The organism is Streptomyces sp. G45 (assembly GCF_049542095.1).
Lineage (GTDB): Bacteria > Actinomycetota > Actinomycetes > Streptomycetales > Streptomycetaceae > Streptomyces.
In genome coordinates this window covers 4,301,684-4,314,699 of the sequence record NZ_JBMUZU010000001.1, presented here as the reverse complement: position 1 = coordinate 4,314,699, position 13,016 = coordinate 4,301,684, and the positions used below count along the sequence as shown (strand labels likewise).

Annotated in this window: 6 protein-coding genes; all 6 read right to left on the bottom strand. The window is 69.9% G+C overall.

The genetic code is table 11. The annotated features are described in order from the left end of the window. Positions 1–372: 372 nt before the first annotated feature. The 6 genes from ACOBQU_RS17765 to ACOBQU_RS17740 all read right to left on the bottom strand — a co-directional run bounded on the left by ACOBQU_RS17765 (position 373) and on the right by ACOBQU_RS17740 (position 12,211). On the bottom strand, positions 373–4,449 hold the full coding sequence (locus ACOBQU_RS17765; protein ID WP_423628131.1) for a hypothetical protein: 4,077 nt from the start codon (positions 4,447–4,449) through the stop codon (positions 373–375). A gap of 738 nt (positions 4,450–5,187) precedes the next feature. After that, on the bottom strand, positions 5,188–6,012 hold the full coding sequence (locus ACOBQU_RS17760; RefSeq protein ID WP_423628129.1) for a hypothetical protein: 825 nt from the start codon (positions 6,010–6,012) through the stop codon (positions 5,188–5,190). After that, positions 6,009–6,929, bottom strand: a complete 921-nt coding sequence (locus ACOBQU_RS17755; protein ID WP_423628127.1) for an AAA domain-containing protein — start codon at positions 6,927–6,929, stop codon at positions 6,009–6,011. Before ACOBQU_RS17755 ends, ACOBQU_RS17760 begins: the two co-directional genes overlap by 4 nt. Further along, on the bottom strand, positions 6,872–8,617 hold the full coding sequence (locus tag ACOBQU_RS17750; RefSeq protein WP_423628125.1) for a DEAD/DEAH box helicase: 1,746 nt from the start codon (positions 8,615–8,617) through the stop codon (positions 6,872–6,874). Before ACOBQU_RS17750 ends, ACOBQU_RS17755 begins: the two co-directional genes overlap by 58 nt. 341 nt (positions 8,618–8,958) lie before the next feature. After that, positions 8,959–10,656: an AAA domain-containing protein gene (locus ACOBQU_RS17745; protein ID WP_423628123.1), complete on the bottom strand. Its 1,698-nt coding sequence runs from the start codon at positions 10,654–10,656 to the stop codon at positions 8,959–8,961. A gap of 307 nt (positions 10,657–10,963) precedes the next feature. Beyond that, positions 10,964–12,211, bottom strand: a complete 1,248-nt coding sequence (locus ACOBQU_RS17740; RefSeq protein WP_423628121.1) for a DNA sulfur modification protein DndB — start codon at positions 12,209–12,211, stop codon at positions 10,964–10,966. Between the last annotated feature and the right edge of the window lie 805 nt (positions 12,212–13,016).

Below are 13,016 nucleotides of genomic sequence, written 5' to 3'. Positions count from 1 at the left end.
GAAACGATCGTTTGTCCGGCTACGGCCAGGGGGTGCCGGGAGGTGAATAGGGGTGGGTAATGGAGGGGCGTTGCGCAGGGCGCAATAGAAGGCTTCTGAAGAAGGCGGGAGCGGCGGACGCGGTACGGGTCACACCCCTCGGCATCCCCGTTGGCATACCCCTTGGTACGCGCGTCGGCGCCGGTGTCGGCGCATGCAAGGGCCCGATCGCTGGCGACGGGGGATGCACCAGCGATCGGGCTCTGCCCAACGGTAACAAGCCCGCTGGCGTGAGGGGAGGGAAAAGGGCCCAATTGGCGAGTTGTGATCGGGATCATGTTCCGTTCCTCGGTCCCGGCCGCGGCGGGACCGCTCGGCGGGGGCGGCGATCCATTAGCTGTCGCACGGGGGCGCGTACGACAGCCGGGGCAGATATTCACGCCATTTCTCCGGTGTCAGTACACCGCGTGTGGTCGAGCAAATACGGCGGATCGCCGCCTCGGTGTCCAGGTTCCACAGCCGGACGGTATCGGTGCCGCTGGAAACGCCGAGCATGTCGCTGCGCGGGCTGAACGACAGGAAGCCGCCGGTCTTCGCGTTGGGGCTCATGGACTGGCCGATCGGCGAGGCGTCGGTGGGGTCGGCGACGTCCCACAGCCGGACCGTGTTGTCGTTGCTGCCGCTGGCCAGGGTGTCCCCGTCGGTGCTGAACGTCAGCGACACGACCGCGTCGGTGTGGCCCTTGAGGGTGGCGCTGAGGCGGGGCGCCCCGCGCGGGTCGGACACGTCCCACAGCCGGACCGTGCCGTCGTCGCTGCCGCTGGCGAGGGTCTCGCCGTCCGGGTCGTAGGCGAGGGAGTTGACCGGCCCGAGGTGCCCCTTGAGCGGGCCGCCGCGCCGGGCGGGCCGCTCGGGGTCGGTCACGTCCCACAGGCGTACGGTGCCGTCGGAGCTGGCGCTGGCGAGGGTCCGCCCGTCGCTGTCGTACGCGAGCGAGTTGACGTACCCCTTGTGGCCGGTGAGCGGCGGGCCGAGCGGGCGGGGGCGGCGGGAGTCGCCGACGTTCCACAGCTGGATGGAGCGGTCGTTCCAGGGCGTGACCAGGACGCGCCCGTTCGGGCTGAAGGCCAGCGCCGCCGCGAACCGGGTGCGCAGCGTGATCGGCGCGCCGAGGGCCGCGGGCCGGGCCGGGTCGGAGACGTCCCACAGGTACACCGAGCGGCTGCCGACGAGGACGGCGAGCGTATGGCCGTCGGGGGAGAACTCCAGGGCCCGCACCTCGCCCTTCCGCGGCCTGAACGGCGTACCGAGGAGCGCGGGCCGGTCGGGGCGGCGCACGTTCCACAGCCGGATGCGCTCGTCGCCCGCGGCCGTGGCGAGCACCTGGCCGTCCGGCCGGAACGCGCCGCTGCGGCCGATCATGTCCGCCGTGGGGATCGACCACAGGCGGACCTTGCTGTCGCCGCTGCCGGTGGCGAGGGTCTGCCCGTCGGGGCTGAAGCCGAGGGCGTACATCTCGCCGCTGCCACCCGCAAGCGGCTCGCCGACCTGGGAGGGGTGCGCCGGGTCGCGGACGTTCCACAGGCTGGCCGTGCTGTCGGCGCTGGCCGCCGCGAGCATGGTCCCCGCGGGGTTGAAGGCCACCGACCACAGCGGGCCGGTGTGGCCGGTGAGCGGCGTGCCCAGCGGTCGGGCGCGGCGCGGGTCCCCGACGCTCCACAGGCGCAGCGTGTGGTCGACGCCGCCGCTGGCCAGGGTGCGGCCGTCGGGGCTGAACGCCACGGAGTGCACGGTGCCCTTGTGCCCGGTCAGGGGCTTGCCGATGGGCTTGGGGGCGCGCGGGTCGGCCGTGTTCCACAGCCGGACCGTGCCGTCGTCGCCCCCGGCGGCCAGGGTCCGCCCGTCGGGGCCGAACGCCACGGAGCGCACGGCGGCGGTGTGGCCGCTCAGCCGGGCGGTCCTCCGGGGCCGGTCCGGCTGTGACACGTCCCAGACGCCTACGGTGTGGTCGTCCTGGGCGGCGGCGAGGGTCCGGCCGTCCGGGCTGAAGGCGAGCAGGTAGATGGTGCCGCCGCGCCCGGCGAGGGGCGCGCCGAGGGGGCGCGGGTGGCGGGGGTCGGTCACGTCCCACAGCCGGACCGTGCCGTCGTCGGAGGCGCTGGCGAGGAGGTCGCCGTCGGGGCTGAACACCGCGGTGGACACCCAGCTGGTGTGGCCGGTGAGGGGCGCGCCGAGCGGGCGGGGCCGGGTCGGGTCGGCCACGTCCCACAGGCGGACGGTCCGGTCGTAGCTCGCGGTGGCGAGCAGCTGCCCGTCGGGGCTGAAGGAGGTGAGGTAGACGGCGCCGGTGTGGCCGAGGAGCGGGGTGGCCAGGGGCGCGTTCACGATGGAGATCAAACGATTCTGCGTGCCCTCGTCGTCCGGTCGCAGCCGGTGGGCGGCGAGGCTGAGCTGCGCGGACAGGGAGGGGTCGGCGTCCTGGGTGCGGTCGGCCTCGGAGACCACCTGCGCGAACACCGCGTCGTTGCGCTCGGACACCGCGTCGTTGCGCTGCTGCCAGGCGACGACGGCCGAGACGACGGCCACCATGGCGAGCGCGACCAGGGCGGCCACCGCGCCCCGGCTGATCAGCCGGGTGCGCCTGCGCAGCCCGTCGGACGCGGCCAGGAACTGGGCCGCGCCGCGGGTCAGAAAGGGGTCACCGGCGGACCGGGCCCAGGCCCGCGCCTGCTCGAGGCGGGACCCCCGGTACAGCAGGGCCGTGTCGCGGCCGGACTCCTCCCAGGTCCTGCTGTCGTCCTCCAGGCGCTGGCGCAGCAGGTTGTCGTTGCGGTCCTCGTCGATCCAGTCGCGCAGCCGGGGCCAGGCGTGCAGCAGCGCCTCGTGGGTGATCTCCACGGTCTCCGCGTCGAGCGTCACCAGGCGGGCGCGGGCCAGCGCCTCGAGGGACTCCTCGGTCTTGTCCGGGTCGCTGGACTCCTCGGCGAGCTGGCGCCGGGTGCCGCGCCTGCGGGTGGCCTGGGTGTCCTCGCCGAGCCGCACCAGGCGCAGCAGCAGCGCGCGCGCCGCGGTGCGGGCCGCCGGGTCGAGCCCGGACCAGGCGCGCTCGGCGGTCGCGGCCACCGCGCCCTGGATGCCTCCGGCCGCCCGGTACCCGGCGAGGGTCAGACGGCCCGCCTTGCGGCGCTGCCAGGTGGCGAGCAGGGCGTGCGAGAGCAGCGGCAGCACGCCCGCGTCGTGCGCCCCGCGCGGCCCGTCGCTGCCCACCTCCCGCACGATCAGCTCGGCGAGGCCCGGCTCCAGCTCCAGGCCGACGGCCTTGGCGGGGGCGGTGACGGCGTGGCGCAGCTCGGCGGTGGTGAGCGGGCCGAGGACCATGTGGCGGTGCTGGAGGGCGTCGGCCAGCTCGGGGTGGGCGAGGCACTCCTCGTAGAAGTCGGCGCGGACGCCGAGGACGACGAGCGCGGGCCCGCCGGGAGCGCCGGGGTCGCCCGAGGTGCACGCGGCGTGCAGCACGCGTACGAAGGCGCGCCGGTCGGCCTCGCTGGCGCAGAGGGTGAACGCCTCCTCGAACTGGTCGACGATCACGACGGGCCGGACATCGCCCCCGTCTCCCTGGCCCCCGTCACCCTGGCCCCCGCCACCCTCGCCCCCATCACCCTCACTCCCCTCACCCTCGCCCCCGTTCCGCTCGCGCCGGGCCCAGGCGGTGACGGCCTCGCGCACGTCCTCGCCGCTCATCCGCCGCTCGGCGGCGGGCGCCAGCTCGGGCAGGCGCCGCCCCAGCTCGCCGAGGGGGTCGGCGCCGGGTACGAGGTGCAGTACCGGCCCGGCCGGGCTGTTCTCGTCGCCCAGGGCACCGGCGCGCAGGGTGGGCACCAGGCCCGCGTTCAGCAGGGAGGACTTCCCGGCGCCGGAGGCGCCCACGAGCATGACGAGGCCGCCGGTCTTCTCGGCGGCGCGCAGCTGGGCGACGAGCGCCTCGGTGCTGCGCTCCCGGCCGAAGAACCACTGGGCGTCCTCCTGACGGTACGGGGCGAGGCCGCGGTAGGGGCACACCCAGGGGACGGTGGGGGTGTCGTCCGGTGCGGCCTCCTCGGCGCTCGCGGCGGCGGGGGTCCCGTCGCCGCTGGCGGGCCCGGCGGCCCGCTCCCACAGCCGCTGCCACCGCGTCATGTCGTACAGACCGGTGGACACCGGGGTGGGCCGCTCGCGCCGCGCCTCGGGGATCAGGACGTGCAGGACGGCGGCGAGCGCGGCGAACTGGGCGGGCACGTTCTTGGCCCGCCGCCAGTCGCTGATCCGCTGCGCGGACACCCGCACGGGCCGCCCGCGCTCGTCGACGCGCTGGAGCCGGGCGACCGATTCGGCCACGCGCTTGAGGGGCGGGTTCCCGGCCTCCTGGTACAGCAGCGCAAGGCGCTCCGCGAAGGCCGTACGCGCCTCCGACTCGGAGCCCAAGACGTCCACCCCTTATCTTCCGCCGCACCGGACCATCCGGACCGGAAAACCCACTTTATACGTCTGACCTGCGACGAAGTGAGCCGTCCGGGACCGGATCCTCCTCAGCGGGGGCGGAAACTGGCAGGATCGCGGCGCAGCAGCGAACCCATGCGTGGCGTCAGGGCAGGCCACCCGCTCGGCGCTCGGAGAGGCATCTCATGGCGCGGTACGTTCCTGGCTGGAAATCGCCGGAGACACGGCGGGGTGGCACGGGCTCACCCACAGGGGCCCTTCAGCCCTACGCGGCCGCTCACATCAGGAGCGCTTCTGCACCCCCCGCGGTCCCGCACCTTCCCCCATCCGTGACCGTGCCCCCACGGCACGGGTTGGTGCGGGCCGCGTCGCCGTCGGGTACCGGTCCCCACGAGGGGAGGGACCGGTACCGACGCGACACCCTCCACGGCTACCGGTGCGACACCTCCCACGGCGACTCGGGCTGGGGCCCGGTCCGCCGCCCCTGACCCCACGACTCAGGCCGGGGCCCGGCCCGCCGCCCCTGCCTCCACGACTCCCGAGGCGACCCCGCGCCCACGAACCGGGGCCGCCTCGGGGCCCAAGCCCGGGCTGCCCCGCCCAGCAGCGCACGCGGGCCCGATCGACTTGCCCGACGGCCCTGTGAGCGTGGCGTGGGAACTCCGGCGCCACTGGGGTCTGGTCCTGCACGCGGCGTCTAGGTGTGGTTTGCGTTTGCCGGGCCGCCTTGGGCTACGAGTCGGCGAGGTCGTTCAGGACCGCGTTGACGACAGGCCAGCACATGTCCAATGTGTCGCGGTCCGGCGTATGCGCCTCGCGGATCTCGGCGCGAGGATGGACGAAGTTTCGGTACTTCCGCAGCTCGTGGCAGAGGCGCTCGACATCGGCGCCGATCCAGCCCGCGTCATGGCACGTCTTGATCAGCGTGTCCAGGCTCACGTGGTCCGGGGACTTGTTGCCGAGAAGGGACGCATCACGTTCCAGAACCACATAAACCAGGACGCCTTCCAAGAGGCTGCCGAGCATGATGATGGCAGCCACGTGGGCGCCGTTGGCGTAGCAGGTACGAGCCTCGTCCAGGCGGTGCTGGAGGAGTTCGGCCATTTTCTGGTCGCTGATGACGTCGGTCATGGCTGCTCTGAGCTCGACCGGACCCTGGCTGCCCGGATGAGCCAGAGAGGGGTCGCAGGCGACCAGGCGGGGTCGGCCGCCGGGGTTCTCCAGGCGTGCGCCCTCGTGGATGAGGAAGGCGTTGACGGCGGAGATGACGGCTGGGAGCTGGTCTGGTTCGTCGAAGTACTCGCGCGGGTCGGCGAGCCGGAGCAGGACCTTTTCCAGCTCCGTGGGATCCTCTCGGCGCTCGGTGAGCCGGGCAAGCGTCCACTCCCTGCGGTACTCGCCGTCGTACTCAGGCACCCGCTGCCAGCCCGCGTGCTCCAGGAAGCGGGCGATCTCGTAACCCTTGCGGTAGTAGAGGTGCTCGTCGCCGCAGATGACGCGGGCCAGCTCCTCCAGGGTGTTGGCGTCCAGGATGCCGAGTGGGGACTGCGGAATCATGCAGGGCCTCCCGTGCTGGTGCCTTCGGGTTCGTCGTCTTCGGTCATGTCGAGTGCAGCGACCGGATTGGTCGTGTCCGGGGTGTCGGGTGCCTCGGTTGAATCCCCGGCCAGCCCCTCGTCGGAGGAGAGGTCGAGCGGGGTCCACCGAGGAGTGCCAGATGCGGAGGACGAGCGGGACTGGCCGTCGGCGCCGCCGAACGTGGCCGGATGGATCCCCAGCCGGTTCAGTTCTTCCCACAGGCCGGACAGCGCTTCGTCCGGGTCGAATCGGAACTCGCTCTCGCGGATGCGCCAGAACGTCCAGCCCACCCTTTGGAGCTCACGATCGCGCTGCTGATCGCGCCGGATCTGCTCGGGGGTCGAGTGGTACCGCTCGCCGTCACATTCCACGGCCAGGCGCCCGCGTGCCCCTACGACGACAAGGTCGATGCGTTTGCTGCCCGCCGGGTACTGCGGAATGACGTGATAGCCGTGCTCCTTCAGACGTAGATAGACGTGCTGCTCGAAGAGTGACTCGAATGGTTTCTGCGGGATGTCACTCGAAACCTCTCCGATGGTGTCGGAGCTGGCCAGTGCGGCGGGCGGGTTCTCCATATAGGCCAGCAGGTTGAAGCGGAGATCCTCCTTCTTCAAGCGGTCCGGCGGAACCGAGTAGAAGAGCCACATCTGGTCCTGGGCCCGGGACGCGGCGACGTTGTACGCCTGCCGCTCGCTGCGCGCGCCGCCCGCAATGCGCGGCGGGTCGGTGGCGACCATCGACAGCAGGATGACGTGGCGTTCGTCACCTTGGAACGACGCCGGGTTGCCCACACGGATCTGGTGACGCTCGCGCACTGGCGCCGGGATGCGCTCATTGATCAGCTGCTCCAGGAGTTTGACCTGGCCGATCGGGCCCTGTAGGGCGATGACACCCATGGTCTTCCCCGATAGGCGGGATCCTGCACGAGCTGGGCCAGGCAGTCGGCGATGGACTCGGCTTCCTTGGGGTTGCGGAGCCGACTGTCGCGGCCCTGGGTGACGGCTCCTTCGACGAACTGCGTCACGAGCGGATCAAGGCGCTCTCCGCCGAACTGCCGCAGGGGTTGCAGCTTGTTGTTGTAGAAGGTCTGGGAGGACCAGCCGATGATCTCGGGCATGCATCGGAAGTGCTCTTCCAGCCGGATCACTTTCGGGAAGAACGTGGACAGCAACTGGTAGAGGTTGGTGGCGGGCGTGTAGAGCTGGCGCAGCATGGGGGGCATGTCCGGCAGATGGGAGATGAGCCGGTCCTGGATTGCCTGAAGGCGGCCCATGCCGCTGATGGGGGGCGCGCACTGCTTGTCGTCCCCGACGACGACGACGCGGGGAGCGAGCCACAGAAGGAACAGCGCGTCCATCCCGGCCTGACTGGCCTCGTCGACGATAACGACGTCGAACGCGTCTCGTTTGGGCAGCACCATCTCGGCCACCTGTGAGATCGGCATGACCCATGCGGGTACCGCCCCTTGCGCCGTCCTCATGGCGTCGTGCGCCGCGGCACGGTACTTGCCCGCGTTGCGGCCCTTGCCCTTGCCGTAGGAGGCCATGTGGTTGCGGTACGCCTGCAGCGCGGACCGCTGCTCCTGTGTCATGCGCTGCAAGCAGTGCAACCGACCCCAGGTGGCGGCGAGTTCACCCGTCAGGTCCTCCAGGTTCCTTTCGCACTGGGCCAGTTCTGCCTCCAGCTGGCGCTCGCGGCCCGGTGTGCGCTGGCGGCGTACGAACGCAGAGGCCACGGCCCATGCCCACGCCTCGGCCAGCGAGTCCAGCCGTGACTCCCAGGCAGGATCGTCGGGTGCCTGCGTCAACTGGTCGGCGAGCAGGGGGTGGGTCGTGCGGACGCTGTTCAGGAGTACGGCGCACCGGCGCCGACGATGCTCCCGCCGATGTGCTTCCCGCAGCGCCTCCAGCTCCTTGGCGTAGCGGACGGTGTCCTGTTCTCGGATGGCCTGGGCGGCGGCCAGCGCTTCCGTGGAGGAATGAGAACCCTCCACCGGCGTACGGAGCTGCTCCTCCCATGCGGCCAGCTGAGCCATGGCTTCGTCGGCTGCCCGCCGACCGGACAGAGCAGCCAGCGCGCTGGTGAAGTCCTGCCAGGCCGCGCGGGAAGTGAGGGCGATATGCACGCCGTGGCCTACGAGCAGTGCGTCGATGCGCTCGCGAGCGGCGCCGAACGCGTCGACGTGCTCCAGACGTGCGTAGGCCTCGGCCAGTGAGGCCAGACGGAGCTCCACTGGCCCTTCCGGTAGGGGGACCCCGGCCTGTGCCCATCGCTCGGCGAGCGTGGCGACAGCGGAGTGAGCGCGCAGGTGGGCGAGGACAGAGTCGAGATCATCCAGCGTCTCGGGCGATCGACCGCTCACGGTGCATGTGTCGAGCAGCTCCTGAGCGGCCTTCTGGGCCCTCGGCGCACGGAAGCTGCCGCGGGCACGCAGCTTGCCGCCCGCGGCGAGATGCTCGCGCAGCGCAGAGCCAGTCGCGGACATGGCATCGGCCCGCTCGGCGGTGAGCTGCTCCGGCACGATGACGCGTTTCATTCCCAATGCGCCCAACTGCTCGGAGGCGCAGGTGAGTTGCTCGGCCAACTCGGACACCCGACCCCACAGGACGAGGTTCTCGCGAGAGAGCCGGTCCAAGAGGGCCTTGGTGGTCCATTTGGCTGTGTCCCACTGGTCGGCTGAAACCGGCAGCCCGAGATGGTGCAGTGCCGTACGGCAGTCACCGGCAAGCGAGGCCAGTTCATCGGTGACGGAGGTGTCGAGCTGGGCGAGGGAGTCGCGAATGCCAGTGGCGGTGGAGGACAGACCGTCATCGGTGATACGGCCGACCGCGAGAGCCTGGGCCAGGGCCTCGGACGAAGGCAGGGTGTCAGGATCCGGCAGAGTGCCGCCCGCGCGCGGCTCAGCTGCTCCGTCCCGCAGCAGACTCAGCAGTTCCGCTGCCTGTGCGGGAGAAAGCGGGGAACTGAGGGCGTCGGTCCTTCGTCCGGAACCAGGCCGATCCAGGAGTGACGAGCGGCATTGTCCCGGACGCGCTGCACGATAGCGGCCAGGGGGCCAGCGTATCCGGGCGCGATCTCCGGGTGACGGTAGACCTCCTCCTCCCGCAGCGCGATCACCTGCTCGGTGAGGGCGCCGATCCTCCCTCGCACCTCTTCACGGCGCGCGGAGAGCCGACGGATCTCGTCCTGAAGCTGCTCGGGATCACTGGCGGCGACCTGGTCCGTCAGGGCGTTGATCGTACGCTCCAGTTCATCCGTCCCGTCCTGCCGCGCGGAACTGAGCAGGAGGACGCACAAGTCCCTCACCGCAGGCGGGAGCTTGTCCCGTAGAACCGTCAGCGCCTGATCGCGGGCACTGGTCACCAGGACCCGCTGCCCCTGTGCGAGCAGTGCGGAGACCAGGTTGGCAATCGTGTGTGTCTTGCCAGTCCCCGGTGGCCCCTGTACCACTACACCCGTGTCGTGCTCCAGGCGCCTCAGCACACTCCGCTGTCGCTCGTTGGTTTTCCCGGGGAAGAGCGGGTCATCTCCGAAGAGGGGCGGGATCTCGCGGTCACCCCAGTTCGCGCGCTCCTCCGGGCCCAGTGTCATCACCAGCTGAGCGAGCCCCAGAGGAGCGTGCGCCTCGGAGGCCACACTGTCCGCGATTCGGTCATAGAAGCCCAGCAGGGCGTTTCGGTCCCGTGGGCGCACCACCAGGGCTGGAGCGTAGGTCAGCCGTGCGCCCGGCTCCGGCTCGCGTGGAGGCTGCCACTCCGCGCTGAACGCGACCGGCCGCTGCAGCACGCGCTCCTGCCACTGGACCAGTTGCTCCAGTGCCTCCGTGCCGAGCAGGTGCAGCGACTGGGAAGCTATCTCCTCTGCGAGCGCGGCCGAGCGCTCGGGGGCCCAGCCGTCGTCTGTGTCGAGAAACGCCTGATCCTCGAGTCGCACCGCGCCTTCGGCCATGAGCCGCACTGTTAGCCGAGCGGTCTTGCGCTCCACCGACGTCTCAACCCGGTGAGTGAGCAGATGACGATGGACGGCGTCGCCGCGCGGATCGCTCCATGTCAACAGGCCAGCAGCCAAAACGAGTTCGAGCTGGTCGTCCTGCTGGGTCAGCTTCTGGTGCCAGTGGTAGATCTGCTCGTACAACTCCCGAAGGGATCGCTCCGTGCGCTCCCGCTCTGCCCACCGGCGCCAGCGGTCGAGCCACGGACCGTAGGCCCGCAGCACTTCGGCTGCATCCTCTCGGCGGACGGTGTGATCCTCCGCCTCCTCCCACCACTGACGGCCGTCCGCAGCTCGCACCAGCTCTCGCCCCGGCCCCTCGAGTGCCAGCGGTGGATCACCGCCATCAGCGTCCTGGCACTGTTCCGCGGAAACCCATCCATCCAGCACCTCCGGCAGGGGCGGTGGCGCCGTTTGCGGCACGTGGTCGAGTGTGAGCAGCAGCCCATCGACTCGGTCTGACGGGCGTCGTACGGATGTGGGCAGGTGAGCCAGCCATATGCGCTCCCGTGGGCGGCGGTCGTCACGCAGACGGTTATGGCTGCTCTGTACGACTTCCTTGAGGAAGCCGAGCAGACCGGTGGTCTGCCCAATGACGTCATGGTCGTTCGCGGCACGTCGTGGCACGTCCACCTTGCTCCCCTCAGCTGATGGCGAACGTTTCAGGATGAGGTCACCAGGTAGGCAGGACAACGTGCCCTGGGAGAATGGCGTGATATGCGCAGCGCATAGGCCGGATCGGCATGACGCCAGGAGATTGTGCTGGCCAAAGGGCGAACGCACGCTCGATGAAAGCCAGGTCGGGGCCCGCCGTGAGGTAGCACCGGAAGGGTCACATCGGTCACTGGGTGTGGAGCCCTCGGGCTGGTCGGAACATGTACGCGACGCAAGGAGCCCCCTCCACGTGAGATGTGGAGGGGGCTCTGGTGTTGCTGCTCGATCAGATGGAGGTCGGGGCCTTCTTGTACCAGTCCGTGATCACCTTGGTCAGGTGCACAACGTTCTGCTGACGCATGATCGGGGCGGAGGCATTCGGCTCGAAGTCCTCGTTCGCGTCCGTGGTACGCCAGATGCTTTCCTCGGTGACCGGGGCCGTCATGTGCCGGTCGAGTCGCTTGAAGAACTCCTGGACGTCACCGTCCTCGGCTCCGTCCTCCCGTAGATTGCGATAGACGCCGCCCAGGACGCGGAGCATGCCCACCGAGCCCAGAAGCGAGGACTCGCGCAGTCTCATGGCCTTGGTGGGGGGCGCCGGCGGCTCGTTCTTCTTCTTCTCGGAAAGCGAGGGGTCGTAGTTGTCCACGTCCTCCTCGGTGATCTCCGCCAACTCGGTGAAGGCGGTCGAGATGACGTCCAGGAAGCCGCGGACGCTCTCGATCACCTCGTTGTCCGTCAGCGACTCGACTTTCTTACTGACACGGCCACCGGGACCGGCAATGACGGCGCGCGTGATGTCGGCGACGTGCTTGGCGCCCATCAGGTTGCGGTTGGTCAGGGTCATCCGATCCCGCTCGATGTCGATCTTGCCGAGGAAGAGGGGGTGGGTGACGATGTCGCTGAGCGTGCGGTTGGCGATGCGCGAGGTGTCGAAGCGGGCCCGGACGGCACCGGAGATGCCCTTGGCGTTGTCCGCGACGTCCACGAACATCTGCTGGCCCTTGACGCCGTCGGGCTCCACGTAGATGTCGATGCCGACGAACTCGTCCTTCAGCCGCTGCATTCGGCCGATCAGGGCCTCACGGTCCTGCTCCAGCTTTGCTTTCTTGGCCTCGTTGGCGCGGTGCAGCTCCCGGTCGATCCGGGATACCTCGTCCGTGATGCGCTTCTTCTCCAGGTGGACACCGAGGATTCGGTGCTGGCCGTCGATCGTGATCAGACGACCGATACCGCCGATGGACCACGGGACGGTGAGGTAGCCGACCGAGCCATCTTCGCTGATCGGCTCGAAGCGACAGCCGCCGGTGTCGCGGATGAGGAGGGCCGGAGCCACCCAGCCGGGGTTACCGGCGAGGTACTGGCCGAAGCCCTTGGCGTGATTGATGTCCACCTTGCGGTTGTCCGGGTCCGGCTTGGCCGGGTCGGGGATGGTGAGGATGACCGAGAGGTCGGCGAGCGGGATGCGCGTGCTGTAGACGGTCCGACCGCCCTGGCTGGTGCGGATCGCCAGGTAGGTGGACTCCTCGCGCACGAGAGAGGCGCGACGAGTCGACAGTAATACTCAAAGGTAACTTCCCTCACAGGCAGGTGACTTGCTACCCAACGCACTCAAGCACGAAAAACGACTGTCATCTCATCAACCGGCAAATTTGCTTCGTAATTGAGGATTTAAGGCGCAAGGTCTGTGCTCGTCTGGTAAACGCTGACGCGGCGACGTCCGGGCGCCTCTATCCCGTATGTCGGTCTAATGTCATGAACTAATCAAGACATAGACCCGGTGATCATTGGCAAGGTCTGTTCCCGCGGGGGTGGCGTGTGCCGCAGCCGGGCCCTGTCGACGGTCTTCTCGGTGGGAGTGAGTTCCTGCAATCGAGCAATGTGATTGAGGCTCAGATATTTCGATCAACAGGATGGTGACCTCGTTCGTTGCGCTTAACGGCCCTTCGCCCGACCGGTGGCCAACTCGACGAAGCTCAATGAGGTAGGCGCCGTCGCGTGGGGGGACTGGGGTCAGCTCGGCTGAGGCCCTGCTCCGGCCGAGCTGGCTGGGAACGGTGGCTCGGGAGGAGGGAGAGGAGGGTGCCTGCATGGGCTGTCCGTGTCAGCACCCGCTTCGCGCTCTGAGTAAGCCGCAGTCACGCGTGCGGTCAACGCCTCCGCGTGGTGGACCAGGCGCTATCTGTCGGGGGGGGGGGGGGGGGGGGGGGATGCTGGGGGCGGCTTCTGAGTCCGGTTCCCGGGCGGTTCCCAGGGAAGCCAGGAAACCACTCAGGGGCCCGACCCACTTTCGCGGATCAGGCCCCTGACCTGGTACTACGGCTGTCGGGGTGGCGGGA

What these genes read in the sequence shown, in the direction of transcription:
- ACOBQU_RS17760 (WP_423628129.1), bottom strand. Translation starts at nt 6,012, where the DNA reads ATGATTCCGCAGTCCCCACTCGGCATCCTGGACGCCAACACCCTGGAG.
- ACOBQU_RS17755 (WP_423628127.1), bottom strand. Translation starts at nt 6,929, where the DNA reads ATGGGTGTCATCGCCCTACAGGGCCCGATCGGCCAGGTCAAACTCCTG.